We start from the raw sequence: 26497 nt of genomic DNA, 5'->3' as shown, positions 1-26497 counted from the left end.
TGACCCTGGCGCTCGTTGTCACTTCGCCTCTTCACTGGCTGGGCGAACGCCTTTTCGTCGCGCACATGACCGAGCACGAGCTGTTGATGGTGGTGGCCGCGCCGTTGTTGGCGTTCGGCAGACTTTCGGGCGCGATCCCCTGGAGCTTTCCTCGCAGCCTCCGCCCATGGCTCGGTCGGGCGGTTGGTTCGAAGCCGGTGGCCGTTGTGTGGCGTATACTTCGCAGGCCGCTGACAGCCACCGCACTGCAAGGCTCGGCGCTCTGGTTGTGGCATGCGCCGGTACTGTATCAGTTGGCCCTCACCAACGAGACCGTCCATCGGCTGCAGCATCTAAGCTTTTTTCTTGCAGCACTCCTGTTCTGGTGGGTGCTGTTGCATGGTCGAGGCGCCGGTCACGGCGAGCGCACCAGGGGTGGAATTGCCGTCGCCTGCTTGTTCATCACGGTTCTGCATTCGGGTTTGTTGGGCGCTCTCATGACGCTTTCGTCGCACGTCTGGTACCCGCAGCAGACGGGACTCGCGACTGAGTTCGGGCTGACGCCCCTTGAAGACCAACAGCTGGCGGGATTGGTTATGTGGATTCCGATGGGCGCACTTTACACCTGTGCCGCGTTGGTTTTCGCGTACAGGTGGATGTTCGATCCGTCGCACGGCCAGGCATCCCGTCAAAGGGCGATGTTGGCGCGGCTCGATCCCGCGTCAACTGCGCTGTGATTGATCGGACGCGAGCTATCGGCCGCGCCGATTTTCCGCGCGTGGAACCTTGTGGAGCAATTCCGGTTCACAGACAGCAGCGCGTACTGACCGCAGCCAATCGTTGCTCCGGCGGTCGCCTCAGACTTCGAGGAGGAGATTGGATGCCGAAGGGGATTTTGCGTGCGACGGTCACGGCTCTGTTCGCGCTGTCGCTTTCGCCGAATCTGCACGCGCAAACGGCAGCACCTCCAGCAGCAGGAGCAAACTCCTCGTGTCCGATCGACCACGATCGTCTCGCCGACGTGCTGAAGAAAAGCGTCAAGCCAGGTGGCGGGCCTACCAACGGAGGGTTTGACAACAATGAGTGGGCAGCTGTGGTCGATCGGCAAGGAATGATTTGCGCCATGGCGTTCAGCGGCAATAGTGTTCAGGACCAATGGCTCGGAAGCCGCGCGATCGCCGCTGAGAAGGCAAATACAGCCAATGCGTTCAGCCTCGGCAACAAGGCTATTGCTACCGCGAACCTCTATGCCGGAGCCCAGCCCGGTGGCTTTCTGTTCGGTGCAGCATTGGGAAACCCTGCCGTGCCTGAGGTGATTTATTCCGGCAATTCCCAACAATTCGGAACGGCCGACGACCCGATGATCGGAAAAAGTCCGGGCGGAGTCATTGTTTTCGGCGGAGGGCTGCCGCTTTACGACGACAATGGCCTGGTCGGCGCGCTTGGCGTCAGCGGAGACAGCTCATGTGCGGATCACAATGTCGCCTGGCGGGTTCGCCACTCCGTTGGCCTTGATCATGTGCCGGCGGGTGTCAGTCCCAACATGAAGGATGCAATCATCTACGACATTGGCCCTGACGGAAAGAGCAAGTCCGGGTTCGGGCATCCAAAGTGCAACGGGAAGGAAGACCAGATCGCCGTCGACTTGGGCGCGGGCGTCGAAGGAAATGCCGTGAGGTAATGTCCGCCATGGGACTAAGCACCAAATCCCGAATTGCGCATCGCAAGTTGCTGGAACTACAGCGAACCCAGCAAATTGTAAGTTCTTCATGGTTGCGGAAGCGGGCGTTCCGCGTGAAGGATTCTCGATGATGCGAGCCAAGCTCAGCAAAATTCTTGTCCTGGCGGGTTCGGTTGCTGCGTCTTTGGGTGGAATGGGCGGCAGTTCGATTTGCGTCGCTCAGTCAAGCGATCTCGCCGCGCGGATGAAGGACCCTGCTCAATGGCCGATGCCGGCGCGGGATTACGCCAACACGCGCTACAGCGAACTCGATCAGATCAACAAATCCAATGCGTCGCGCATGCAACTTGCGTGGACGTTCTCGGTCGGCGCTGACCGCGGGCAGGAAGCCGCTCCGATCATCATTGACGGCATGATGTACGTCGTCGGTCCATATGCTGGCCCGCATCCAAATCGGGTATTTGCACTCGATGCGACTAGCGGAGAATTAAAATGGTCTTACGCGCCACGTCCCGAGCCGGCGGCAAAGGGAGTCGCGTGCTGCGACGTGGTCAATCGAGGGCTCGCGTTCGATAACGGAAAAATTTTCCTCAATACGCTGGATAACCACGCCGTTGCGATCGACGCGAAGACCGGGAAAGAGCTGTGGCACACGAAATTAGGGGAAATCAACCGAGGTGAGACGGTCACGATGGCTCCGGTTGTCGTGAAAGGGAAAGTGCTGGTTGGTAATAGCGGCGGCGAACTCGGAGTCCGAGGCTGGGTGACGGCAATCGACGAGAACACCGGCGCAATCGCGTGGCGCGCCTATTCCACGGGTCCCGACAAGGACGTCCTGATCGGACCTGACTTCAAGCCATTTTACAGCGACCTTCAGGGCAAGGATCTAGGAATAACAAGCTGGCCGGCTGATCGTTGGCAAACCGGCGGCGGCACGGTTTGGGGTTGGATCTCATACGATCCCGAACTTAACCTGATCTACTACGGCACCGCGAATCCGAGTCCCTGGAACGCAAATCAAAGGAGCGGCGACAATCTTTGGAGCACCACTATATTTGCCCGCGACGCCGATACTGGACAAGCAAAATGGGCCTATCAGCTCAACCCGCACGACCTGTTTGATCATGACGAAATCAACGAGAACGTTCTGGTCGACCTTGAAATAGATGGAAAGACTCGCAAGGTACTCATCCATCCCGGCCGCAACGGATATATGTACGTCATCGATCGTACCAGCGGGGAAGTGCTGTCGGCCGATGCCTACGACCTCGTCAACTCGTACAAGGGCGTCGACCTCAAGACGGGCAGGATCATTCCGAATGACGAGAAAAATCCCGTTCTCGGCAAATCAATCGACAATATTTGTCCGGCCTCCCCAGGCGCCAAAGATTGGCAGCCGACGGCATGGTCGCCGCGCACTAAGCTCTTATACGTGCCCCATCAACATCTCTGCATGAGCTTCAAATCGTCGGAAGTCGGCTACATCGCCGGTACTCCCTTCGTCGGAGCCTCCGTCGACATGTACGCCGGACCAGGTGGTTACCGCGGCGAGTTTATGGCGTGGGATCCCATCGCCAAAAAGAAGGTCTGGGAAATTCATGAAAATCTGCCGGTCTGGAGCGGTACGCTCGTCACCGCTGGAGACGTCACATTCTACGGCACGATGGACCGCTTCTTTAAAGTGGTTGACGCGACCAATGGCAACGTCCTTTGGCAGTTCAGGGCGGGATCAGGTTTTATCGGCCAACCGGTGACGTATCGCGGCTCGGATGGACAACAATACGTCGCCATTCTGTCCGGCGTTGGAGGCTGGCCGGGCGTTGTCGCCAACGCCGAGGTTGATCCGCGCGTGAGAAATGCAGCCTTGGGATTTAGCGGCGCGACCCAGGATCTTCCATTTTATACCGCCGGCGGGAGCGAGCTGCTCGTTTTCAGGCTCGGCGATTCTACGGCGAAGCAGAATCAATCCGCGCCGTCACCTTCTTCGGACCAGAACAATGCGCAACCGCACTAGTCTTTCTGGTCTTCTCGTCGCGGCTTGCCTGATTTGCGCAAGTGCAGCCGCCAGATCAGAAGCAGGCAGTGAACTTCGCGTGTGCGCCGACCCCAACAACCTGCCATTTTCCAATCGTGAAGGCGCTGGATTCGAAAACAAGATCGCTGAGCTTGCTGCGGACAAGCTCGGCAAGACGCTCTCCTACACGTGGTGGGCGCAGCGTCGCGGATTTATCCGTCACACGCTCAAAGCGCGGCTATGCGACGTGGTGATCGGGTTGCCGGCGCATTATGATCTGGTCGAAAATACGCGTCCGTACTACCGATCGGCCTATGTATTCGTAAGCCAAAGGGAGCGAAACCTTCAGCTCAGATCGATCGACGATCCTCGTTTGAAGCAATTGAGGGTGGGCGTGCATCTAATCGGTGATGACGGAAACAATACGCCGCCCGCGCATGCACTGGGCGACCAGGGCATCGTCGACAACGTACGCGGCTACATGATCTACGGTGATTATCGCGAGCCCGATCCGCCGGCGCGACTGATCGAGGCGTTGGAACACGGCGACATTGATGTGGCCGCAGCGTGGGGCCCATTGGCTGGATACGCCGCCAAAACCTCCAGCGTGCCGTTGAGCATCACCCCGATACAAGGAGCCGAGCAGTTCGCGCCGCTTCGGTTTCAATTCGAGATCGCGATGGGCGTGCGCAAAGGCGATCATGCGCTGCGCGATCAGCTGAATGATTTTCTCGCGCAGAACGCGGCCGAGATCACGGCGCTGCTGAAAAGCTACGGCGTTCCACTGGTTGAGAATAGCCGCGCAGCCACTTCGGAGAATGAAGCAAAATGAGAAAAGCCTCTGCACCGGCGGCATTGATGGCGCTCAGTGTCCTCCAGCCGAGTGCGGTCGCTGCGCAGCAAAGCCTCCCTCCCCCACCATCGCAACAACCCAGCGTTCAGCCTCGTCCGAACATCGCGGAAAGCGTCGGGGGAACCGCTCCAGGTGTCTTCATGCAGGTCCCGGTCAGCGTTCTTTCCCCGGGAGCCGTCTCGAGCCGGCCGACCATCAAGAACCCGGTTCAGGGCGATCCGCAGGCGACCGATCGCGGCATGAAGTATTTCATCAACTTCAATTGCATCGGATGTCATGCCGACAATGGCGGCGGCGGCATGGGACCGGCGCTGAGTAACACCACTTTCATCTACGGTGGACAGCCGGAAAACATTTACTTGTCGATCTTCCAGGGGCGGCCGAATGGCATGCCGGCCTGGGGCGCGCTGCTTCCGGATCCCGTCATTTGGGATCTTGTTACCTACATCGGCAAGCTGAGCAACGAACCCAATCCGGAATGGGGGCGCACGTTTTCAAAATCCCCGCTGTCTCCAAACGTCGAGCAAGTGCCGGCTGAGCAGGTCACGACCTCGGACCCATGGTCGAGTACGAAGAGCTTCAGTTCGGGTCAGAAGCCTTAGCCTGTCGGTGATGAGCAGAGTAGATGCGCAACAATTCCGTCAGCCTTTTTGCCGCACTCCATCTCCCAATGCTGCTTCTGTTCGCTGCGGCCCCGCTTGCCGGATGTGACAATACCCACACCGGCACCACTTTGAACTTTCCGGGCGACGCCAACCGCGGCAAGACACTTATTGCCGAATACGGATGCGGAAACTGCCATCTCATCCCGAAGGTGGCGGGTGCCGACGGCAACGTCGGTCCGCCGCTCCTACATCTTGCGAACAGGGTTTTCATCGCGGGATATGTGAGAAACTCTCCCGAAAACATGTCGGTCTGGCTGCAGGATCCTCAAAGAATACTGCCCGGAAATGCGATGCCCACGATGGGCATATCGCGCAAAGACTCACACGATATCACTGCGTTTCTTTACTCGCTCGAATGAGCGTTCATACGCCTGACCGCAACGCAAATCGAACCGCTCATCTCCGAAGGATGATCGGCAAACGTTTCAACTCTGAAGGTTTACTGCTTATCGATTTTGGTAATTGTCTTGACGCCACCGTTTTCCGCGACGGAAAACGTCACCCTATCGCCGGCATGTACCGCGTCCAACGATAACCCGCCTTGCGCCTTGAACTCTTCAGCAGCGCCGCCAGTATTCGCGCCGGTTGTCCCATTTTGCGTTGGCCGAATGGCGACGGTCCCCTTGATGCGATCGATCTTCACGATCGTTCCGGAGAGGGGTTGGGCCACGCTCGCCCAGCTGAGGACGGCGGAGCTCAAAGTAACGGCCAGAATGATGTTTGCGGCTTTCATGGCATTCTCCCGGCGTTATGTAGCGGGATAAGCCGCAGGCTGGCGGATTGGTTCCTAGAACGGAACACGCATGCCGGTCCGATTGAGGTCAGCGTCGTGAATTGGCCGCCTCGGGCGCTCCATGCTGCTCACGGAAGTTCACGAACCACCCGAAAGCCGTTGGCATAGTAACGAACATCGATGTCGTACCTGAACCGCGCGGCCGATCTGGCGGCGTTGGCATTGTTGGCAAACGAGCCGCCGCGCAACACGCGCTGGGAGCATTGCCCCGACGTCCAGGCGGAGCCGTCCTTTGGAGCCTTGGCGTAGGATTCGTTCCAGCAATCAGCAACCCACTCATAGGCGTTACCGGAAGTATCGTAGAGTCCGAACCCATTTGGCCGGAAGGAACCGGTCGTCATCGTTTTGTGCAGGGAAGCGTCGCCACAGCCTTCGCAATTTGCGTTGGACTTGCCGGCGTCCTTGCCCCACCAAAACCTCGATGTGGTACCGGCGCGTGCGGCATACTCCCATTCCGCCTCGCTCGGCAGGCGATAAGTTCGGCCGGTCTTCTGACTGAGCCACGCAACGAAAGCCTTTGCGTCGGCCCAGCTTACGTCGATGACCGGTTGATTCCCGCGGCCCCAACCCTGATCGTCGGCCTTGTAGCTGCAGCCGCCCTCCGCAACGCACGCGTCCCATTCGCTGAAGGTCGTCTCGCGTCGCGCAATCGCGAACGCCTTGGCAATCGTGACTCGGTGAGGCGGCGACTCAAATGGAGTTTCGCGGCTGCCCATCTCGAACTCGCCTGGCGGTACGACAACCATCTCCGCGCAATCCGGGCAATCTCGAAAGACCTCACCAGGTTCTGGAACGGCCGACTGTGCGACTCGGATCAGCCGGTTTGGCGGTGCTTGGCTAGAAGAAGGACCAAAACCCTGAACCGAAGCGGAGCCCAACGCGACAAATTGTTGAATACCTGAATGTGCTTGTAACAGCGGAGCAGCCAAAGCGCCGGTGCCGGAAAGACCCGCTAGCAGCAGACTTATTCTGAGCATCGTTGTAAATTCCACGGACTGATCAAAGGCGGCATCTATGTCGCCCAAAAGATTGATAGTGAATAGAAATAGGCGCGGCATCTTGCTCATCGGGCGCCGCGAACGCCGCGGGGGCATGTTGAAGGTTGCATTTTACCTGCGGAAAAATACGTCAGCGTAATCACACCCTTCTCATTCAATCTCGCGAGGTTGAACGTATAATCTTAGGGCGGTTCGTTGTACCTTTTTCGTGATGTTCCCGGGACATAGCCTTCTTGAGTTATTGAGACGCGTTAGTCCAAAGCCGCTATTTGAGCCAAGGCTGTTTGATAAAGACTAGGAGCTGTGGTGTTCACAAAGGCAGCAAGTCCGGCTTCTATATTTCTTCTGGTTTTTATTGGAGCGCTGGAGACTGCGAATGGTCAGACCAAACCGACTGGCGGACCATCACCTGCAGCGCCCGGAGCGGTAGTTTATTTTGTCGATCTTAGGGACGGACAGACCGTACCCACAAAATTCACTGTACATTTCGGGCTTAAGGGCATGGGCATCGCGCCGGCGGGCTCGGACAAGGAGAATTCCGGACATCACCATCTTCTGATCGATACCGAATTGCCCCCATTGGATCAGCCCATCCCAAGCGATTTCAACCATCTGCATTTCGGCGCCGGGCAAACAGAAACCGAGGTCACGCTGACGCCAGGCGATCACACGTTGCAGTTGCTGCTCGGCGACCGGAACCACGTTCCAAATACAGTGCCGCTGATATCTGAGCGCATCCATGTGCATGTCGTTGACGGCGCAAAGGCGCCGGCGCAGACCGCTAGCCATGTTGGCCGCCATCCATCGCCACTGGGCGCGAAGGTTTACTTCGTTTATCCGACCGATCACGCTTACGTGTCACCGACGCCAGTGATCCGCTTCGGCCTGATCGGCATGGGTGTGGCCCCGGCCGGTTTCGAAAAAGCCAATACTGGTCATCACCATTTGCTGATCGATACCGCTCTCCCGCCGTTTGACCAACCGATCCCGAGCGACTTCAATCATCTGCACTTTGGCGCTGGCCAGACCGAAGCTAAAATCACGCTTCCGCTCGGTCCGCACAAATTGCAGCTGATTTTAGCGGACGAAAACCATGTTCCACACGACCCCCCAATTTACTCCGCCCCCATTCAGGTTGTGGTGACGGCCGCCGGCCGTCCACGGCCTGCGCCAAAGCAGAGACATCGTTACCGATATTACGAATACTATTGAACTGCAGGACATCCGGATCGTCCGGAGGTTGAGAATGAGCAAGCATCTTTCGCTTCTGGTGGCCGCATTATTCGGGTGCGTCCTGCTGACGTGCTCGGCCGAAAGCGCGAGCGCGGACCGCCGTATTGCGCTGGTGGTCGGGAATTCGAACTATAACAATGCGAGTCTCGCTCTCTCCAATCCCAAGAACGATGCCGAAGATGTCGCCACCGCCCTTCGTTCGCTGGGCTTCGAGGTGGTGCAGGCGATCGATGCCAACAAGCGCGACATGGATCTCAGTATGGCAAAGTTTGCCCGACTTGCCACGGATTCCGACGCCGCGCTCTTCTACTATGCCGGCCACGCTCTGCAGTATCAGGGCCGCAACTACCTGATGCCGGTCGATGCCGAAGTGGAAGACGAGGTCAGCCTCCGCTATCAGATGATGCCGATCGACGACGTTCGTGCCGCGCTTGACCGCGCAAGCGGCGTCAAGGTGATGATCCTGGATGCCTGCCGTAACAATCCGGTCGTTGAGACTTTGCGTCGGAAGGCGGGCGGAGAGACCCGCGCATTGGGCGGGGTTCGCGGGCTCGCCAGAATCGACAAAACGCAGGGAACGGTGATCGCCTATTCCACGGCGGCGGATGAAGTCGCGGCTGACGGACAGGGCCGCAACAGCCCATTCACGACGGCACTTTTGAAGCGCCTCAAGGAGCCCGGACTTGAAATCGAGCAATTGTTCAGACGCGTGGCTGCCGACGTCAATACGGCCACCGGGGGCCGCCAGCGACCCGAAACCTACGTATCGCTTTTAAGCGATTACTATCTGAACCAGACCGACCGAATCGCGTTTGATAGCATCAAAGACTCAGCGGATCCGGCCGCACTGCGAGATTTCGTCAATCGGTTTCCGACGTCGAGCTATGCTTCCGACGCTCGATATCGCATTCAGCGCATTGAGATCGATAGCGAACAGAAGCAACTGCAACAGGCGCGACAGCTGGAAGCCATGAGGCTTCTCGGCCAGCAGAGCAAGGCTGATCAGGACAAGCCTGCTCAGCAGGCCGCACCGCGCACGTCGACCGGGTCCAATGATCAGCCCGCAAAAGTGGCGACAGCCACACCGCGCGTTGGCGGTGAAAGGATTCAACCGACACAGGACGAGCAGCGCACAAAAACGCCCGTGGAGGCTCAGAAAGTTCAAGGCCAACAGGACTCCCCGGCGGGACGAGTGGGAGATTCGCCAAAGCTTGCCGCTGTCGAGCGCCAAGACCTGAACAATGGTTTGCAAAATACGCCGCCTGCCATGGCGCCGAAAGCGTCGATTGGGCCGCCGCAACAATCGACGGCGTCACCGTCGAACAATAGCTCCTGTGATCAGGACAATGCGAAGCTTGCGCGTTTGCGCAATGGCGCCTCGGTCGAGGAGCTGCTTCAGTTCGAGAGGGATTTGTCCTGCGATCGCCTGCGGCCGCAAGTAGCCCGATTGCACGAGAGTCTGATCGGAACTTCCGCGCCGGCAGCGGTAGCCAACGAACCTGCAAGGCCAGGCACTGGGACATCCGTCGCAGCACTCTCGCCGCAAGCCCCCACCGATCAGGGCTCAGCGACGCCGCCGACACTTGCGCCGAGTCCGCCGCCAGTTTCGGCCACCGCGCCGGATTCGATCGAAACCTGCAAGCGGGATGAGTCCAGACTTTCAAGGCTGCGCGCGACGCAATCCCTGGCCGAGGTGATCTTGTTCGAGCGCGAGCTCGGTTGCGAGAAATTGCGGCCGCAAATCGTGAGATTGCGTGAAAGCTTGACACCAGCCAATTCCGCATCGGTGGCCGGATCTGACAACCAGCCGTTCGTACAAGCGCAACGATCGTCCAGGCGGATCGAAATCACGGCGCCGTCCGACAATGAACCTGGTCAGCAGGTGGCAGCGCTGCCACCTGCGGAGACCGAAAAGCCCGCCCTCTCGGATGCCGAGATTGCCAGGTCCATAAAAAGCGAATTGACCCGCGTTGGTTGCTTCAGCGGTTCGCTTAACGGCGAATGGAACGCCGCATCGCGACGTTCGCTTGAGTTATTCAATAAGCGCGCCGGCACGAAACTCGAGGCGAAGTTCGCGACACTCGGCGCGCTTGATGCGATCAAGCTGAAACCGTCCCGCGTCTGCCCGCTCGTGTGTGAGCACGGCTTCAAGCCGATTGGCGAACGCTGCAGCAAGATCGTCTGCGCCCAAGGCTCGTTCCTCAACGAGGACAATGAATGCGAGAAACGCCGCGGACGGACGCCGACTGCCAGCCGCGAGCCTGATGAAGCTCCGCGTAGCTCCAGTCGGCCGCGACCTGGCGCCGACGTCGCCCCAGCTAAGCCGCAGGCTGCCGCACCGAAGCCGCAGGCAGCGACAGGCCAGATCGTATGCGACCGCGGCGGCTGCCGCCCCGTGGCACGCGGATGTCACCTTGAATTCCGAACGACCGCACAGGGCGGCCCCACGGAGGGCGGCGGCGGAAACGTGCAAGTTTGCAATTGAGCAAACGTCCATTCGCGAGGTTTCGAGAAAACCCGAACTGGAGTTCGACCGACCGATCTCGATCAGTGGCAGGGCGCTGTTCGTGGCCTGCGAAATGCAGTTGCCCCATGCACCGATCGTGCAACGCCTATTGGATCCGGTATCGCTTGATATCGAACGACCAGTTGCTCTGTTGCAATTTCCCGGTCTCAGGATCAGGCACGCGAAGCTGGTTGGTCCATTCAGCCAGCAATGCCACTGTTTCAGCCTCGCTACGCGTTTTCTGCGAGGTATCAGGTAGATCGAGGATTTGAACGCGGCGATCGCTCAGAATTGCCACCACGGCGGTCGGGCCCAACGGCGGCGTCGCGATATATTCGAAGCCGCGCTTTCTTGCAACGGCGTTTGGCAGCAACATCTCTTCCCCTGGCTTCAGAAAATTCATCGCCGCCTCCTGCGATTCGGCGATCAATTCGGGGCTGGGGAAAATCTGGGACATTCTTCCGTTGGCATCGATATCGACAAGGAGGACATAGCCGGGCTTTTTGGTAGTCACCCGAAACGAAATCTTGGTCCCTACTCCGGCGGTTTGCTCGGGAAACATCTGAAGCGACACGTTCGCGGTGTTCGGGACGTTTAGTGCTGTCGCGTTCGGAACGCCGGTTGCGTATTGGCTACCTCGGTCCAGCGCTTTTTGCGCTACCCTCGTCGGCGAAACGGCTGGAGCCGCAATGGAAAGTCGAAAAAGCGATCCGCTGAGCCACGGACCATTACCCGCGGATGCGGTCGACAGGGTCAATATGCTCAAACAGGATTGGACCAGGACCCTAAATCCGAATGACTGCATTATGGCTCTCGTCAGGTAATTCAGGGCACCGTAAAAAACCCGATCGAGCCGATCCGCGCATCCGAAGGCATGTACCGCTGCAAGCTTTTGATAACTTGCCCGGACGCCCGGCGCCGGTCCACCTGAAGCAGGACCTTCTCAAGTTCGACCATACGTTGCTTCGACGTGATGGCAACGATTTGATCGGCACCGAACGGCTCGCGTACCCGAAGCGGAAGCCGCAAGCTCGCCGATTGAACCGGTGAAGCATCGGATCCGATCGGATACAGCATCTGGATGGTGCCATTGCCGGAAATATCAAACACCACGAGCGCCCGACCTGCTGCGTCGGACAGATCAATTTCCACGGTTTGGTCGTTGTGATACTGGCGGTCATCCGGCGATACCCGCATCACCTGCGGCGACTGCGTCGCCATACGCTTCAATGCCCGGACCGCCGCGGTTCTGTCGATCACTGTCGCAAGATCAGCTATATCCACGCCGTAGGCGACGACGTCTCCCCACGAAATCACGTCGTGCGAAACCGGGTCCCATATCAAATCCGGGTTATCGGTCGGTTGGACAGATTGAACTCCCCCATCACGGGGCGTCAGCGCCGCGAAATAATTCACTTTGCCATCGAGTGCTGCCAGTCGGATCGGCGCATCGGTTCTTGTTGTATTTTGCCCGCTGATTGGCGGCCCGGATGTCGGTGCCGCGGTTGTGACAGCGGCCGGCACCGAGGGCAGAGGCGCTGGTGATTGACTGGTTTCGATCGGCCCCTGAATCAATGAAACCCCGCGCGTTAAGGCAAACGCAATATCCGTCTCGGGAGACAGGTTGGGCGAAGTCATCGTAACCACGTTCTGACGCTGGTCGGATAGCTGGTAGACCACTTGCCTCACATTGGCGAACAGTTCCTTCAACGTAACTTTGCCATCGTGATTGGCGTCGGCATTACCTTCGAGCGCGCGCGAGAAGGCGTAGCTCAGGGCACCTCGCAGTCCTTCGATGCCGGGAATACGTACCTCAGGTGCCTTGGTGCTACGGTCAACGGCGGCCAGAAACGCGGTATGATCGAGATCGAGTTCGGATCGTGGATCACTGGGGTCGGACACCGGCTGTAGCGTGTCGGTCAGCAGCGTATAAGTCGGAATTTGCCTGAAGCTCATCTCCCCCGCGCGCGGGTCGATCTCGCGCGCCATGCCGCCGCCATGACAAGTGTCCGCGATGAAGATGACCTTCGCGCCACGCAATTCGAATTGTTTGATAAAATGGTTGAACTCGCTGCCGAGAATGCGCTGTTGCGATCCGCTAGCCGTCGGTTCGAAAGCGGGCAGCAGGAACACGTCTTCCATCCCGTCGGGCTCGGATCCCTTGATCCGCTCGGGTTCCTGAGTCCCATGTCCGGCAATTGACAAAAAGATCAGATCATTCGTCTTGGTGCGCTCCACAAGCGCGCTGATTTCACGAAGCACGGTCGAGCGGTCTGCCTGATCATTGATCAAGGCAGTGACGTCCTGCACACCCATGGCTTGCAGCGTCGACTCGATGTCGCGGGCGTCCGCCGTTGCGCCTTTGAGCTTGCGTACGTGCTGGTAATCGTCAATTCCGATAACCAACGCGCGTACCTGTCCTCCATCCGTATTGCTGATCTGAAGCACGCTAGCGGCGCGGCTGGCGTCCACGTTGAAACTGCAGACGGCGATCAGAACGACGAGAAAGATGATCCTGTCCTTAGCCATCGCTCCTACCCTACCGCCGCTTTTACCTATTTTCGGGATGTCGCCATGTTCGAAAGTAAATCATTGGTATCAAGATAGATTTGCCTGATCCGCCCTTGTTACTTTGTCGCTGATGTTAAGATGGAGGTTCATCGTTTCTGACGGATCGGCCTTTTCGAGCTGCCAACAGGCGAGTTGCTCGATGGATCCGGCCTTTGATAGACACTCGCGGCGACGGTCGTGTTGTCCTCGGCAAGCGCGCGAAAACGCACGGGAACGTAGCCACGCTCTAATAATGACGCGAGCGGATAGACGTTGCGACAGACCCGTCCATTGCACCCGCCAGTTGATGATTCCATTACTTCGGCCTTGCGATCGGGGGTGAAGCGAAGGAAGAGCATGACGTGAGATCCCGGCTTGTTGAGCGCATCGCCTGGCTTCAGATCCCAGGGATTCTCAAGCGGCTTGGCAATCGCCGGAATGGCCGCGGTAGTGTAGTGAATAGAGAGTCCCCATGCTGCACTCACGAATGCTGAGCAATCCACGCCAGCGACATCGGGCCTTGGAGCATTCCTGGTGCAGACGTTGCCGGCCATGGTGCCGCTCTCAACGCGCTGGCGAAAATTTGCGAGTGATCCGTGACACCCCCAGCAATAGGGTACACCCCTCACCTCTTGATTGAGCTTGCCCTGCAGATACCATGGCCTGCGAATGCGATTGAAACCCGTGCAAGCAGTATCCGGATCGCTGCCATAATTCGCCGGCGTCACCTTCCACTGCAGGCCCTCAAACGCAAAAGCAGTCTCGATTGTTTGCTGACGATTGGAGGGACGCACCGCGGCAATGGCGTCAAATTTGCCACGCGAATTGGCGCCCGACTTGCTAGCAACCGAGGGGTTCGTTGTGCCGGGAAGACGAAGATCGACGATCGATGAGTTTCGAAGCTGCCGGAAACCGACTCCGACGACATCTACTGCTGTCGCTCTGGTGCGCAGGAAATAAACGTTCCCATCGCCAGAAACCGTGACAAAGCGCCGTGTCAGCGGCAAATTCTGCAGGGGCAGCTCGTAAATTCCCTCGAGTTTGCCATTAGGCGCATAGCGCGCCACGAAGGTAGAAGCCTTCCCTGAGTCCGGAATATTTTCACCCAGAACATAGAACCGGTCGCTATTGTCGATTTCCAAAAACTCGACTGTGCCTAATTTGTTGGGTACTCGTAAGGTAAGCGACGCAATCGTCTCGTTGGTCTCCATAGTTCGAACTTCGATTCGTACGCTGCTTTCCCCTTTGTTGGGAATGACGTCCGCGATGATCGAGCCTTTGCCGCGGGATGAGATATATTGACGATCGGGTTGCCGGGTTTTTTTAATGATCACGTCGCGCGTGCTCTGATCGAGCAGATCCGAGGCGCTGCCAGGCGGCTGCGAACCCATTTGCGCGAAAGCCGAGGTGGCAAACCGATCGTCGACACCCCTCGTAGAAACCTCTTCGAGCTGAACAGCATCGCCATCAAGCCCGCGGGTAGACGGTTGGTCCGTCGGTTTGAGCGTCCGCACCGAGCCGTCCCACACCAGGATATCGCTCTTGCTTACAACGAGATCGCTCGCTTGAATGGTTGCCGGCATCTTGAGAATGCTGGGTTCATCTCCTGATTGCTTTGGATTGAACCGGAGAATGCGGGCATTGACTTGATCAAGGAGAAAAAGATTGCCGTCCGCATCCGACGTTAGCGCCTGTGGGCCGGCGATCTCCACGTCCTCACTGGCATCCACGATCCCGACTGAGGCGGCCGTCGAGCCACTGGAAAACTTCCGCACCACGACGTCGTCGGCCACAGCCGCTTCAAACCAACAGCACGCGCAGCTTATCGTGATTGCCCAAATCAAATTTTGACGAAACATGTTCGCCTCAATACGAAACTGAACTGCCACCGATCTCACTTGATAGGTTGGCCGCCCTTTATCTGCTGGTCGTCAGTACGATCCTGCTCCTGCAACAAACTTCCGGCCTGCAAGGGCCTTGGGCCAAATGAATTAAGGGCTCGAATGTGATCTGTTTTGTCTAAGAGGAATATTATACACTAAGCTATTGGATAACATAAACCCGATTGCTGTTGGAAATCATGGCACGGAACCGGTTTGAGCAGGTAGACGAAATTCAACCCGATGCGGTGACGCTGGTTTTAAGGCGCGAAACCGATGGTGAAACCGGATCGATTGCATTTCCAGCAACCGCGAGTGGCGGCCGGTTGAGTACGGATCGTGTCAGTGCCCAACTCCCCGCGCAGGATGCCTATCGTGGCGCGATCCGCCTTGCCAACGACATGAAAGTCGCAATTGTCGTGTGCGACCCCGACGCGGTGTGGAAGCCGGAATGGGGCGACCTTTACCGACCGATCGACTGAACCTGCTATGCTGCGGCGCATCTAGGAGCGGCCAAATGCGAAGGCAAATAGCTTACCAATTTGCAGCATTGGTGCTCGCGGTTTTGGCGCGGCCTGACGCGGTTAGCGCCAACGATTCCGCCGCGGAGTTGTCAATCGGTGGCTTGCAATTTCTCCGGAGCAACACCATTGCAATCGAAAGTGAGGATCTGCGGATCTCACTCGATCGCGTCCAGGTTCGCTATCAATTCGCCAATACATCTGACAAGCCGGTTACATTGACCGTTGCCTTTCCGCTGCCGGACATCGACTTATCCGAAGGGGAGAGCATCGCACTGCCCTCTAGCGACCCGGTCAATTTCGTCGACTTCGCAACCACGATCGACGGGGCTCCGGCAAAGTTCCAACTGGATCAACGTGCGACGGTAGGTGGCAAGGACGTGAGCGCCCTGCTCCGTCAATTCAAATTGCCCATGCTCCCGATCGGGAAAAGCGAAATTCGTGTTGCCGATCTGCCCGAAGCAACCCGAGCAAAGCTTGCGGATGAAGGCCTTCTCATGCCCGCTGGCACCAACGATAAAGGCAGGCAGCAATATGCCGCGGCCTGGATTGCGAAAACTTCTGCCGTACGCCAGCAGACCTTTCCCCCGGATCGGAAAGTTGTGGTCGAGCACCAATACCGCCCGAGTGTCGGCACCAGTTCGGACACCATCCTGCGTTGGGTATTGCGCAACAACAAATCGCTTTCGGCGGAAGTGCAACGCTATCGCAAGCAATACTGCATTACTGATGCCTTTCTGGCGGATTTGGACAAGCGCGCTGGAAAGGGTCAGCTTAATGCTGCGATGATCCAGGAACGTCGTATAAGTTACGTGCTCTCCACCGGCGCGAACTGGGCTGGCCCAATCAGATCCTTCAAACTGGCTATCGATAGCGGCGGCGATCGCCTGGTCAGCTTCTGTGCCGGCCGCCTGAAGCCGATTTCGCCCAACGCGATGGAATTCAGCGCTAATGACTTCACGCCCGACCAGGATCTAAAGATCCTGATACTGGGCAGATTTTGAGCTCACGAGCTGCATATTGCTTTTCGTTGCGCCGTATCTCAGGGCTTGAGCCGGATATATCGCGCCGCTGTCGAAATCGTCAGGTTGCTACGCTGGGCTTCGCTCAGGGCCTGAAGGAAGAAAGTGTCGGCAGCCATCGGTCGCGGCTGTCGCAGCGAAGCGATAACCTGGGTGGTAGCGACCGCCATGATGAGCTGGGGGCCTGCCCCGGCAGCGCCGCTTCGCTGCATACCTATGGAAAAGGATAGAGAATCCGTGCCCGGCTTCAGCAGATAGGACAGGCTTTGAACCTGGCCGTTCTCGGAGACCAAAAGCAATTCGACAATGCGATTGGCAAAATTCTCGATGGTGCCGTTCAGCGTCTCGCCATCCTTTACTTCGACGGAGGCAAGATTGATCCTTGGCGCGCGCGCTTGATTGGTCCCGAGCTGGCTGAGGAATTTGATCGCCGGACATTGCGCTTGAGTGACTTGCCTGACGCCGATCGCGGCTTCGAAGCCCTGATCGCGTTTGAACGCTTTTTCGAACGCATCGAATGGCGCCGTCGACGTGCCAAACCCCTCGATCACAGCGGCTGCCGAACTGATCGCAACCGGCAGCATAAAAAAGCAATCACCGCCATCGTACTGCTCAACATATTTGCGAATTTGATCCGCACGGTTCGATGGTCCTTCGATTTTTGGAGGAAGCGTGGTAGGCGCCAGCGCAGGCTGAACATTCGGCTCGGGCCTGATCGGTGTGGATTTTTGACCGAGTGGCGGTGGCGGCGAAACAACCATCTTCGGCTCAGACCAGACAAAGCTGTAAAACCCGTACCCTCCCGCTGCCAAAAGAACAGCCGCGGCAGCAGCGGCCGATGTCATCCACAAGGCGCGATGACCGGATTGAGTTGTGAATGGCTGGCCTATCGGCAGGGCGTGGTGCATTTGCGGTGCGGAATCGGCGCCATCGGTTGTTCGCGGAACGGAAATTTGCCAGTCGACGATTTCCGTCATGCTGGCCGGCCGATTGGCCGGATCCGGCTGCATCATTCGTTCTAGAAGCGGTCGGATTCGCGCGTCGACGCCGCCCAGGTCGGGCACCCTCCGGCGCTTTTCGACAAGCTGAAATTGGCTCCCGCCCATGTCGAGCTTCTGACCAGTCAAAGAATAGAACAACAGCAGACCGAGGCTGTAGATGTCGGACTTTGCCGTCACTTCGTTGCCGTACAAGCCGACTTGCTCGGGCGAGACGAAGTTGGCTTTGCCGGCGAAGCCAGAGCCAATGATGGTCTTGTCACCAAACTGAGCTGAGCGTGCGATGCCGAAATCGATGATTTTGGCTCGCGTTACGTCCCCTAGCGGGATGATGATGTTGTCCGGGGACACGTCGCGATGGATAACTCCGTGTTCATGCGCGGCCTGCAGCCCCGACGCGATACGACGCATCAATTTCACCAGAGCTTCGAAGCTCAGGGGTCCTTCCTCCAGCATATCCGAAAGCGAGCGGCCGTTGACGAACTCCATCGCCAAATACGGCCGCTGCAAGACAGGTTCTACCGTGAACAGGAAGTAGCGAACGATGGCGTCGTGAGGCAGGTTATGCAGCGCCGCCGCTTCCCTGCGGAACAGCCCAAGCGCGGCTTCGTTCTCAGCCATCTCCGGGAGCAACATTTTGATGGCAACCGCGGCGCCCGTCTGTATTTCATGCGACTTGTAGACTTCGCCCATGCCGCCCGCGCCAATCATCTCGTCGATTTCGTAGATGCCATTAAGACGCGTGCCCGGTGGCACGCCGCGATATCCAGGGGTGAATGGCTTGTTGGGAGTCATGATGGTCGCCCGGGATGGATCATGGCGGGCGAATTCGTGGGCTCCGAGGATCGGCGCACCGCCGGGAGCACACGAACAACGACCACGCTTACATTGTCAGTCCCTCCGCGCTCGAGCGCCAGCGCAAGCATCGCCTCGCAGGATGCTTGCGCATTACGCGAAGTTACTTGTTCGAGGATTTCGTCGTCGTGCACATGCTTGGTCAAGCCGTCGCTGCAGAGCACGAAAACATCGCCCGGTGCAACGGGGCCCGTAACGACCTCAAGTTCAAGATCTGGCGCCACACCAACCGCACGGGTGATCACATTGTTGGGCCAGTTCCTTGCGTCCTCGCGAGACAGCGCCCCACCTGCGACCAATTCTTCTACTTCGGTGTGATCGCGGGAAACCTGTCCGATAGAACCATCCTTGATCAGGTAGACTCGGCTGTCGCCAGCCCAGACGCACGCATAATGCTCCTCACGCAAAAGCAGGATCGCAGCCGTGGTGCCGATGATGGCCCCATTGCGCGCGCTGCTGAGGTCCATGATCTCCTGATTGGCGCGAAAAATCCGCTCCTCGCATTGTTGCAGTAGTTCGGCTGACGATGCGGGCACCGCGATGCCATCAAGCGACCTGACAACGATCTGGCTGGCCATATCGCCGGCCTCGTGGCCGCCCATGCCGTCGGCGACGGCCCAAAGACCAATGTCGGTGCGCACCAGGCAGGAGTCCTCGTTGCGCTCCCGAACCAGCCCGGTATGCGTCACGCTTCCGACATCGAGCGGTGAAAGTTGCATCGACCAAAGGGACCGCAATTACAAAGTCAGAGCCGGGTTCACAGTATTCCGTTCTTTATCGCATTGCTTATACGCAGGCGAGAGCAATGTCTTTGATCATCCGACGGCAGCGATTTCTCCCAGATCGCCCGTGAGTAGGGTCGAATAGCGGTAAGCGTCGGGCAATCCGCGGCAACTCAAAACCAGCGGCGGAAATTCACCGCCGCCGCTCGTCCACCAAAAGCTCGCCGCGGCGTATACCTCGGGACTGGCGGCGCGAAGGTTGGACAATGAAGCGCTAAATCCGTCGACGGCCGAGATCATCCCTGCCATCCCGTCGCCGAGGGAAACGATTCTTTCGTCATGTTCATCGCTAATTCGAGTTCGCGGAACCGGAAGACGGTCCAATGCTGACGAGATATCCTCAAATGCCATAGCGCGATCTAGCGTCGACAACAAAAAATTTTCGCCCACGTTGAACCATTCGTCCTGCGCGTCGATGTCCGGAGGCGCAATCGGCGCGCCGGCATCGCCGACCGCGTGCAACGTGAGCGGATAATACCGGCCGACGCCATCAAGCGAAGGCATGATCGCGCCGGCAACTGTCGATCCGCATATCGCCGCACCAAGCCAGAACCGCCAGACCGGAGTTGTCAAAAATGCCTGTTGCCATCGATCGCCCAGTTGGTGCCGGCTCGCCGACAGCGACGCTTGCACCCAAGGCTCCCAAGTTTCCAGAAAATTACGCGGCGTTGCGAGCGCGATGAAGTCCCGCTTTGCACTCAGCTTTCCAAATAGGCCACAGCGCATGTCGCTCAAATCCCGCTCGGACAGCGGAAATCCCGAAGGATCGCCAGATTGAGCGGGTTGCGAACCGACCCGGTTGAAATTTGGTAATTCAACTCCCGTCCGGCCACAATAAAGTTGGCGCTGGCAGTATCTCCCTTGGCGCTCAGTGAACCCGCTTCAAGCATTCGGAACAAAGACCACGGGCCGGTGCGCTCCAGGACTGACGGCGGTCCGGTTTCGTTGCTGACCGAAATCGCCGTGCGAGTTGACGGACCGGGCCATTGCACCGTGGTCGGCCCGGAACTTTGCGGTTGTGGCGGCGGCGGCGCGCCGAAACCGGGAGCGATGCCCGGCGAGCCCGGGCTTGTGATGACCGTTCCGCCAATTTCGGTTTTGACATCGACACCAGGACCGGCCGAGCCGGGCGGCTTGATCGCCAACGACACCGTCGGCATGCTCCCCCCAGTCTGGAAAAATGCGTCACGTATGTAGGCCGCGGTTTGAAACTGCCTCAGCGTTTCCGGCGATAGCGAACGCCCGACCGGACTGTCCTTGCGCCACGCCCAATCCGGGCGGGATGTGTCCGCATAAGGCGCGAGGTACTGGCTGAAGAACTTGTCGATGATGCCGTTTGGACTGAACAGCTTGGCGAAATCGCCGAGCGGAACCTCCTGGCTGCCACTTCGTACGAACGGATAGCGGTTTGAAATGGTCTGCTGACAAAATGGCGTAACCTGATCGCGCAAGGATTGCAGCAGTTGCCCCGCCGTCGATGCCGCGATGCCGCCTTCGAATTCGGCGGCGGCGCCGCGAAGCATATCGGAGAACGGCGGCGGCATGCGCGCGGCGTTGTTGCGCAGCGCCGCGACCTGCGTCTGCAACGATGCCGTCGCCTGCGCCGTCATTTGCGGGTTTTCGACGATCAACGTCAGGTTCTGCGCGACATCGTTCAGGTTGGCAATGATGGAATCGATCGGCCGTCGTGTGCTGTCGCCCTCCAGCAGCGAATGAAAGGGCTTGAACTGCGCTTCGATCCTCGCCCCCGGTGAGCCATCCTGCGTGTTGAACAGCGCCGGCGTTGACAGCGTGGGCGCAGCAGGCGTCGCGGGTGCGTTGGAGGGCTTCGGCCGCTCCTTTGTAAGCGCGGTCTCATCGCGGATCGATTCAAGAATTTGGCGTAGGGGCGAGGTCGGCGCAGAGAGCGCACGCAGCGCTTCGTATCTGGGCTTGTCCGCCATCAGCTTCTTCAAACGGAGGCTTCCAAGCGCAGCGCGCCAGGTGGTGACAAATTCATTGGAATAGACATTCAGGAGATCACCGGCCAGCGCGTCATATTGCTGGCCAATCGCGGTCTGCTGTCCAGCCTCTCCCAGCACCCACCGATCTCGCTTCATCCGGTCCGATAGACCAGCCAGTTTCGCGATGAACATTTGCTGGAAGCCAGCGTAGGTGAAGAATGCCGGAACCCGGATGCTATCGAGTGACTGCCCTGCCGTGCTCTCGAAAACGACCGAGACATCCGGACCGCCTTTGCGCGTGACGACCCAGTCGCCCGCCGTCGAGGTCCGCGCTTCCGATTTCAGGAATTCATAGGCCCGTTGCGCCACACTGAGGCGCGCGAGCGAATTCTGCGCCTCCCGGATCAGGCGACCATCGAGCTCGACCAGAGGCGGCTGCTCGGTTTCCAGATCGAACATGGCCGTGAGATGGTCCTCCAGCAGCCGACGGCCCTCCGCGTTGCTCGCGCCCGGATAAAGATTGTTGGCCCAGTCGCGCTGCATCCAGGATTTGATCAGCTCGCGGTCGGGCGGATGCTGACCGCCGAGCATCAGGTAGACCTTGAGCGCTTCATAGACGAAAGCTGGGTCACCGAGCTTAGCATTGAGCTCCTCCTCCAGCCGATAAAGCAGGCGCGGGCGGAACATGCGTTCGAGCGCCGTATGATAGGCAGCATCTGACGACGACAACAGCCGCGCATGCTGACTTAATCCATAGCGCTGCGACAGCGGTACTTTCGCGTCGCGGGTGGCGTATCCCACCGGCATGTTTCGCAAGCGATGCAGAAGAGGCAGAACCTTATCGAGATCATGATCGGCAATGAGAGTCTGCTTGATCAGCGGCGAGCCAGCCGCTGCATAATCGCTGTCGATCTTAACGGCCTGCTCTATCAGGTCGGAGTTCTTTTTGTAGCTGGTGAGCCAGGCAATACCCAATCCGACTGCCAGCAGGCCAATCAACGACAGCGCGACGGCCTTGAGTATCAATGCGCGCCGAACCGCGCCACGATCCGTCGAGACCCAATCGGCTTCACCAATAATGACCTTCGTGATCAGGTTCGTCAGAAAAAAACTTTTGCCAGAACCATGATATGCGTTCGCCGAGACTTCCTCTGCGCCGAACGTACGAGCCAACGATCCGATCAGTTGATCGATCGGGGTGCCCTGCTGCGTTCCCGACGTGAAGTAGAATCCCCGAAGGCTGGCGTTGACGTGGTATCGCGTGGGCTCGAAGATCTGATTGAGAAAATCGTGGATTTGTGACTTCAGCCGCGCCATTTGTGCGGCGAAACCGAACAACTGGACACGATGCTGCGGCGCAGGTTCGTCCTGAAGCCGATCGAGGGTTTCCTCGCTGAGGCGCTCCAACAATAGATCGAACTCGTTCGGAATGTCGCCAATCAGATTTTTGTTCTTGTCCGCGGTCTGAAACGTCGCGCCCCAGACCTGTCGCCGGCCGGCTTCGTTGAGATAACTGAAATATTCAGTAAAGCCCGCGACCAGGTCGGTTTTCGTGAATAGGGCGTAAACCGGAAAACTGACTTTGAGACGCTGATGCAGTTCGAGCAGCCGCATGCGGATCGCTTCCGCATGCACCGCCAGCTCCTGGCGCGTCATCGTGAGTATGTCTTCGATGCTGATGGCGACGAGGACACCATTGATCGGCTGGCGCGGCCGGCTTTTCTTCAGCAGGTCGAGGAACGAGAACCAGCTTTCCTTATCGCTTTTAGAGTCGGAGTCCTGCGTCGTGTAGCGGCCGGCCGTATCGATCAGAACGGCCTCTTCCGTAAACCACCAGTCGCAGTAACGCGTGCCGCCGACGCCCGCGACTGCCGCGGGGGTCGCGCCTCTGGCCAACGGGAATTTCAGACCCGAATTGACAAGCGCCGTGGTCTTGCCAGCGCCGGGCGGGCCGATGATGACGTACCATGGCAAATCATACAGATAGCCCGATTTGTTACCACTGGCAGTCTTGAGCGTCGCAAGCGCGTCGTTCATGCGCTCCTTGAGGACGGGCTCATCATTGACCGTCTGTTCGGCGCCACCGATGCCTTCGGCGATTTGGCTGGCGGCCTGGCGACGCCGGAACAAACTGAAGCCGACGAATGCCGCGACAATGGCGGCCAGAAGAAGAATGACAATGTTTCGAACGATCGTATTTTCAAGCGGATGCCAATCTCCAATGGCGATAAGCGGTCCAGCAAAGTAGACGACCGCCGCCAGCGAACCGAGCCCGACGCCGTATAAAACGATACGTAGAATTTGCTTCGGAAGCATCCTGGCTTGTCCAGTCTCGCTATTCGCTGCGCTCTATAAATATCTCAACACGCCGGTTCCTGGCGCGGCCATCCGGCGTCGAATTGCTGGCGATGGGCACGTCGGGCCCCTTCCCTTCGATGTCGACCCGGCTCGGATTGGCAAGGCCAAGCTTGAGTACGGCAGCGACGGCCTTCGCCCGCTCCACCGAAAGTTCGAAATTCGAGGGGAAGCGCACGGTATGGATCGGTGAACTGTCAGTGTGCCCAACGATCTTGATGTGCCCCGGCTCCCTATCGAGCGTGGCGGCGACCCGCGCCGCGACCGGTTTGAACGCGTCGAGCACGCTCGCCTCTCCGGGTGCGAACAGGACGAGATCGCAGACCCTGATGATAATGTAGCTGCCCGTCTGATCCGCCGTCATCGCACAAGCGAGCTTTTCAGCGCCGAGCGCATTTCGAATTCGCTGCAGCTGAGTGATACGATCGGGAGGCGGTGGTGGCGGCGGCGGTGGCGGCGCGATGATTCGGCGTTTCAGCTCGATCGGATCGGCCGGATGCAGTGCAAGTGCCACCTGTGCGGCATTTTCTGCCCGGCCTGAAAGCAGTGCCCGCAGCGTGAAAAAACCTGCAGTGAGCAGCGCTGCGACGACTGCTGCGACCATCCAGACGGGGACGCGAACGCGCTGCCGGCGATTGGCCAACTCCTGGCCGCGCCAGTGCGGCGACAGGTCGGCGTTGGATTTCGGACGAACCCGGCGCAACGTTTCGTATAGGTTGCGCTGAATGATTTGCAGACTGGCGACACCATTTGGCGAGGTGCGGTGCATGCCCTGGAAGCCAAGCGCGAGGCACGCATGCTGCAGCTCCAGAACCGGGTAGTTCACCAGCGGGTCGGTCTTGAGGTGATCGAGGATTTCAAAAAACCGTACGCCGCCGACGCGTTCACCGAAGAAGCGGCTCAGCATCGAATATTGCGTCCAGACATGCCGGTCTTCAGTCGGAATATGCTGCACGATGTCGTCCGCCGTCGCGCACAACACGTATTTCGCGGTATTGGCCTGGTTTTCGGATATGCCCGCCGACCGGATGTCCGTCTCGAAAAACTTTACCGCGTCCGCGACCTGCTCCATCAAGCTTGCAAATGACGCGCGCATCAGAGCGACCCGCAACCGTCCGAGTAGCTGCAGCAGCGGTCCCGCCGCGCGCATGATCGGGTTGGCATTGGGCGCGACCAATTCGTCGACGCGCAACATCCGTCCGGCGGGCGGCGCTGACGGCGGCGGCACTGGCGTTGTCGGCGTCGAAATCCACTCTTCGGGCGTATGACTCGAAGGTGCCGGCGCATAGCCGGGAGGCTGCGGGGAATACGACGAGGACGGACTTGTCGACGGAGGCGTCGGCGAATACGGCGCGCGGGGCGGCATGCCCGGGACATCAGCGGCGGGCGGCTGAGGGACAGGAGTTTGCGGCAGTCTTCCACCCGGATTGGGGCGGATGATCGTCCGCTCAACCCGACCGAAGGGATTTACCGGTTTGTCCTTGTCGTTCATTGGCGGTCTTCCAGGATCGCCCATAGGTGAAGTTCGAGTTCCGGCCAGTCACCGGAGAAATGCATTCCGATCGATGCGGCATTACTGAAATCAGGCCACAGCGGCGATTTGCGGTCCAGATAGAAGTAAACGTGATCGGTGATGGCTCTAATATGCGTTGGCGGCGTCGGCAGATGCACCAGCGGCACGCCCGGCAAGTTCGCGTGCACGATCTCGTTCATCTTGGTGTTGGGCCCGACCTTGAAAAGGTGCGGAAAGTCGTTCTGTATTTCGACCAGCGGCCGGCGCGCCGCGACCTCGAGCACCAGCGTCGCGTTGCGGAACAGCGAACGGTCGCGAATTGGCGAGACGAAAGCGTTTTGCGCGCGCTCGATGATCTCCAGACGAATTGCCCGGCGTCCCAGTCGCGCGCTCAGGAAATCCTGGATGTCTCGGATCAATGGCGTGAACACGCTTTCCAGATCATCATGGTCGTAGTCCGGATAGTCACGCGCGCGTCGCTCCGAGGTGGCGAAGGTCGCAAGCTCACCCGCAAGCCTCAGCAGTTCCTCATACAGCCGCTCCGGATGCACGAAGCCTGATCTGTGGAAATGGAGCAGTACCGGGATCTGTCGGTTCAAAAGCTGAAGCACGAGATAGTCGACGCTCTGCAACCCGCCTCCGGACGAGGGATCGACAGCATAGCGGGAAAGCTCCTCCAGCTTGGTCTCGATCCAGCCGATAATGCTGTTCAGCCAGCCCTCGACCACCGGATGGGACGCGCATAGCAGCAGCGGCGGCACAAACTTGTCATCGAACAGTATATGCTTGTCGCGGACTTCCAGGACGCGCGCGATGCCGAGAGACATGTAACCGGGCTTGCTGGTCTTGCGTAATTCAAACGCCAGCCGAGGATAGGCGATATCGATTTCTTCTTCGATGCGAAGTGAAGAGGTGGAATCGATGAAGGTCTCGGCTTGCCGAATATAACGGCTGGCGCTATCGACGCGGGCTTCATCGACCTCGCGAGTATTCGGTGCAGCCACGGGCATGGTCAACCAGATGATCTGACCAGCGGCACTGCCCGGGATGTCGATCGCCTCAGGCATTGGGCTGTCCGCGGGGATGTCGAACGGCGTCCCGTCCGGCATCACGCCGGCCGCGCGGCGAACGGCAAACTTGCTTTGCTGGGCGAGGTCCTGGTCCATCTCGAGTTCTGAAAAACCCCATGGATACGGAGTGACGCTGCGGACGCGCTTTTCGACCAAATGCTCGACGTAACGGTCATTCTGCTGCAGATGATGCGGACGCAGAAACAGACCTTCAGACCAGAAAACCTTGCTGTACCAAGACATCTTACGTACGCTGCTGCGTCATTTTAACACCGTTCTTTGTTTA

Annotated in this window: 21 protein-coding genes; 10 read left to right on the top strand and 11 right to left on the bottom strand. The window is 58.7% G+C overall.

Features of this window, described 5'->3' with window-relative positions; all coding sequences use genetic code 11:
- The 6 genes from VJV58_RS16270 to VJV58_RS16245 all read left to right on the top strand — a co-directional run.
- The coding region (locus VJV58_RS16270) for a cytochrome c oxidase assembly protein (protein WP_324138391.1) at positions 1-716 on the top strand (716 nt) is incomplete at its 5' end.
- Between the two features lie 143 nt (positions 717-859).
- A complete protein-coding gene (locus VJV58_RS16265) occupies positions 860-1660 on the top strand; it encodes a GlcG/HbpS family heme-binding protein (protein ID WP_324138390.1) in 801 nt (266 codons plus the stop codon).
- A gap of 193 nt (positions 1661-1853) precedes the next feature.
- Positions 1854-3674, top strand: a complete 1821-nt coding sequence (locus VJV58_RS16260; protein WP_414641510.1) for a PQQ-dependent dehydrogenase, methanol/ethanol family — start codon at positions 1854-1856, stop codon at positions 3672-3674.
- Positions 3658-4506, top strand: coding sequence for a substrate-binding domain-containing protein (locus tag VJV58_RS16255; protein ID WP_324138388.1), 849 nt, complete (start codon positions 3658-3660; stop codon positions 4504-4506). The genes VJV58_RS16260 and VJV58_RS16255 overlap by 17 nt, the downstream gene beginning before the upstream one ends.
- A 161-nt stretch (positions 4507-4667) precedes the next feature.
- Complete coding sequence (locus VJV58_RS16250) at positions 4668-5129, top strand: cytochrome c (protein ID WP_324138387.1); 462 nt, start codon at positions 4668-4670, stop codon at positions 5127-5129.
- A 23-nt stretch (positions 5130-5152) separates the two neighbouring features.
- Positions 5153-5551, top strand: a complete 399-nt coding sequence (locus VJV58_RS16245; protein WP_324138386.1) for a c-type cytochrome — start codon at positions 5153-5155, stop codon at positions 5549-5551.
- Between the two features lie 80 nt (positions 5552-5631).
- On the opposite strand, the gene VJV58_RS16240 is transcribed toward VJV58_RS16245, so the two are convergent.
- Positions 5632-5925, bottom strand: coding sequence for a copper-binding protein (locus tag VJV58_RS16240; RefSeq protein ID WP_324138385.1), 294 nt, complete (start codon positions 5923-5925; stop codon positions 5632-5634).
- 128 nt (positions 5926-6053) lie between these two features.
- The gene (locus tag VJV58_RS16235) at positions 6054-6731 is read right to left on the bottom strand and encodes a formylglycine-generating enzyme family protein (RefSeq protein ID WP_324138384.1); all 678 of its coding nucleotides are present in this window, start codon (positions 6729-6731) and stop codon (positions 6054-6056) included.
- A gap of 558 nt (positions 6732-7289) precedes the next feature.
- Between VJV58_RS16235 and VJV58_RS16230 the strand changes: the two genes are divergently transcribed.
- Positions 7290-8195 (top strand): DUF4399 domain-containing protein, encoded by a 906-nt coding sequence (locus VJV58_RS16230; protein WP_324138383.1) that lies wholly within the window; start codon positions 7290-7292, stop codon positions 8193-8195.
- Between the two features lie 34 nt (positions 8196-8229).
- Positions 8230-10701 (top strand): caspase family protein, encoded by a 2472-nt coding sequence (locus VJV58_RS16225; protein ID WP_324138382.1) that lies wholly within the window; start codon positions 8230-8232, stop codon positions 10699-10701.
- A gap of 127 nt (positions 10702-10828) precedes the next feature.
- Here VJV58_RS16225 and VJV58_RS16220 read toward each other — a convergent pair whose 3' ends face one another.
- The 3 genes from VJV58_RS16220 to VJV58_RS16210 form a co-directional block, all read right to left on the bottom strand.
- Positions 10829-11296 (bottom strand): DUF4384 domain-containing protein, encoded by a 468-nt coding sequence (locus tag VJV58_RS16220; RefSeq protein WP_324138381.1) that lies wholly within the window; start codon positions 11294-11296, stop codon positions 10829-10831.
- Positions 11297-11547: 251 nt separating this feature from the next.
- The gene (locus tag VJV58_RS16215) at positions 11548-13251 is read right to left on the bottom strand and encodes a caspase family protein (protein WP_324138380.1); all 1704 of its coding nucleotides are present in this window, start codon (positions 13249-13251) and stop codon (positions 11548-11550) included.
- Between the two features lie 128 nt (positions 13252-13379).
- Positions 13380-15131 carry a hypothetical protein gene (locus VJV58_RS16210; protein WP_324138379.1) on the bottom strand — a complete coding sequence of 584 codons (1752 nt, stop codon included), beginning with the start codon at positions 15129-15131 and terminating at the stop codon, positions 13380-13382.
- Positions 15132-15352: 221 nt separating this feature from the next.
- On the opposite strand from VJV58_RS16210, the gene VJV58_RS16205 reads away from it, so the two are divergent.
- Positions 15353-15634 (top strand): hypothetical protein, encoded by a 282-nt coding sequence (locus tag VJV58_RS16205; protein WP_324138378.1) that lies wholly within the window; start codon positions 15353-15355, stop codon positions 15632-15634.
- Between the two features lie 71 nt (positions 15635-15705).
- Positions 15706-16677, top strand: coding sequence for a DUF4424 domain-containing protein (locus VJV58_RS16200; protein ID WP_324138392.1), 972 nt, complete (start codon positions 15706-15708; stop codon positions 16675-16677).
- A 38-nt stretch (positions 16678-16715) separates the two neighbouring features.
- On the opposite strand, the gene VJV58_RS16195 is transcribed toward VJV58_RS16200, so the two are convergent.
- From VJV58_RS16195 to tssK, 6 genes are all read right to left on the bottom strand, one after another.
- Positions 16716-18488: a serine/threonine-protein kinase gene (locus VJV58_RS16195; protein WP_324138377.1), complete on the bottom strand. Its 1773-nt coding sequence runs from the start codon at positions 18486-18488 to the stop codon at positions 16716-16718.
- Positions 18485-19267 (bottom strand): PP2C family protein-serine/threonine phosphatase, encoded by a 783-nt coding sequence (locus VJV58_RS16190; RefSeq protein ID WP_324138376.1) that lies wholly within the window; start codon positions 19265-19267, stop codon positions 18485-18487. The genes VJV58_RS16195 and VJV58_RS16190 overlap by 4 nt, the downstream gene beginning before the upstream one ends.
- A gap of 96 nt (positions 19268-19363) precedes the next feature.
- Positions 19364-20056: a type VI secretion system-associated protein TagF gene (gene tagF, locus VJV58_RS16185; protein ID WP_324138375.1), complete on the bottom strand. Its 693-nt coding sequence runs from the start codon at positions 20054-20056 to the stop codon at positions 19364-19366.
- Between the two features lie 5 nt (positions 20057-20061).
- A complete protein-coding gene (tssM, locus tag VJV58_RS16180; RefSeq protein WP_324138374.1) occupies positions 20062-23589 on the bottom strand; it encodes a type VI secretion system membrane subunit TssM in 3528 nt (1175 codons plus the stop codon).
- A gap of 19 nt (positions 23590-23608) precedes the next feature.
- Positions 23609-25120 (bottom strand): type VI secretion system protein TssL, long form, encoded by a 1512-nt coding sequence (tssL, locus tag VJV58_RS16175; RefSeq protein WP_324138373.1) that lies wholly within the window; start codon positions 25118-25120, stop codon positions 23609-23611.
- The gene (gene tssK / locus VJV58_RS16170) at positions 25117-26454 is read right to left on the bottom strand and encodes a type VI secretion system baseplate subunit TssK (protein ID WP_324138372.1); all 1338 of its coding nucleotides are present in this window, start codon (positions 26452-26454) and stop codon (positions 25117-25119) included. The genes tssL and tssK overlap by 4 nt, the downstream gene beginning before the upstream one ends.
- Positions 26455-26497 lie beyond the last annotated feature (43 nt).

Origin of the sequence: Bradyrhizobium sp. (genome assembly GCF_035273305.1) — a bacterium.
Taxonomy (GTDB): Bacteria; Pseudomonadota; Alphaproteobacteria; order Rhizobiales; family Xanthobacteraceae; genus Bradyrhizobium.
This window is presented reverse-complemented; position numbering and strand designations above follow the sequence as displayed.

What these genes read in the sequence shown, in the direction of transcription:
- VJV58_RS16265 (WP_324138390.1), top strand. Translation starts at nt 860, where the DNA reads ATGCCGAAGGGGATTTTGCGTGCGACGGTCACGGCTCTGTTCGCGCTG.
- VJV58_RS16260 (WP_414641510.1), top strand. Translation starts at nt 1,854, where the DNA reads ATGGGCGGCAGTTCGATTTGCGTCGCTCAGTCAAGCGATCTCGCCGCG.
- VJV58_RS16255 (WP_324138388.1), top strand. Translation starts at nt 3,658, where the DNA reads ATGCGCAACCGCACTAGTCTTTCTGGTCTTCTCGTCGCGGCTTGCCTG.
- VJV58_RS16250 (WP_324138387.1), top strand. Translation starts at nt 4,668, where the DNA reads ATGCAGGTCCCGGTCAGCGTTCTTTCCCCGGGAGCCGTCTCGAGCCGG.
- VJV58_RS16245 (WP_324138386.1), top strand. Translation starts at nt 5,153, where the DNA reads ATGCGCAACAATTCCGTCAGCCTTTTTGCCGCACTCCATCTCCCAATG.
- VJV58_RS16240 (WP_324138385.1), bottom strand. Translation starts at nt 5,925, where the DNA reads ATGAAAGCCGCAAACATCATTCTGGCCGTTACTTTGAGCTCCGCCGTC.
- VJV58_RS16235 (WP_324138384.1), bottom strand. Translation starts at nt 6,731, where the DNA reads ATGGTTGTCGTACCGCCAGGCGAGTTCGAGATGGGCAGCCGCGAAACT.
- VJV58_RS16225 (WP_324138382.1), top strand. Translation starts at nt 8,230, where the DNA reads ATGAGCAAGCATCTTTCGCTTCTGGTGGCCGCATTATTCGGGTGCGTC.
- VJV58_RS16215 (WP_324138380.1), bottom strand. Translation starts at nt 13,251, where the DNA reads ATGGCTAAGGACAGGATCATCTTTCTCGTCGTTCTGATCGCCGTCTGC.
- VJV58_RS16210 (WP_324138379.1), bottom strand. Translation starts at nt 15,131, where the DNA reads ATGTTTCGTCAAAATTTGATTTGGGCAATCACGATAAGCTGCGCGTGC.
- VJV58_RS16205 (WP_324138378.1), top strand. Translation starts at nt 15,353, where the DNA reads ATGGCACGGAACCGGTTTGAGCAGGTAGACGAAATTCAACCCGATGCG.
- VJV58_RS16195 (WP_324138377.1), bottom strand. Translation starts at nt 18,488, where the DNA reads ATGACTCCCAACAAGCCATTCACCCCTGGATATCGCGGCGTGCCACCG.
- VJV58_RS16190 (WP_324138376.1), bottom strand. Translation starts at nt 19,267, where the DNA reads ATGCAACTTTCACCGCTCGATGTCGGAAGCGTGACGCATACCGGGCTG.
- tagF (WP_324138375.1), bottom strand. Translation starts at nt 20,056, where the DNA reads ATGCGCTGTGGCCTATTTGGAAAGCTGAGTGCAAAGCGGGACTTCATC.
- tssM (WP_324138374.1), bottom strand. Translation starts at nt 23,589, where the DNA reads ATGCTTCCGAAGCAAATTCTACGTATCGTTTTATACGGCGTCGGGCTC.
- tssL (WP_324138373.1), bottom strand. Translation starts at nt 25,120, where the DNA reads ATGAACGACAAGGACAAACCGGTAAATCCCTTCGGTCGGGTTGAGCGG.
- tssK (WP_324138372.1), bottom strand. Translation starts at nt 26,454, where the DNA reads ATGTCTTGGTACAGCAAGGTTTTCTGGTCTGAAGGTCTGTTTCTGCGT.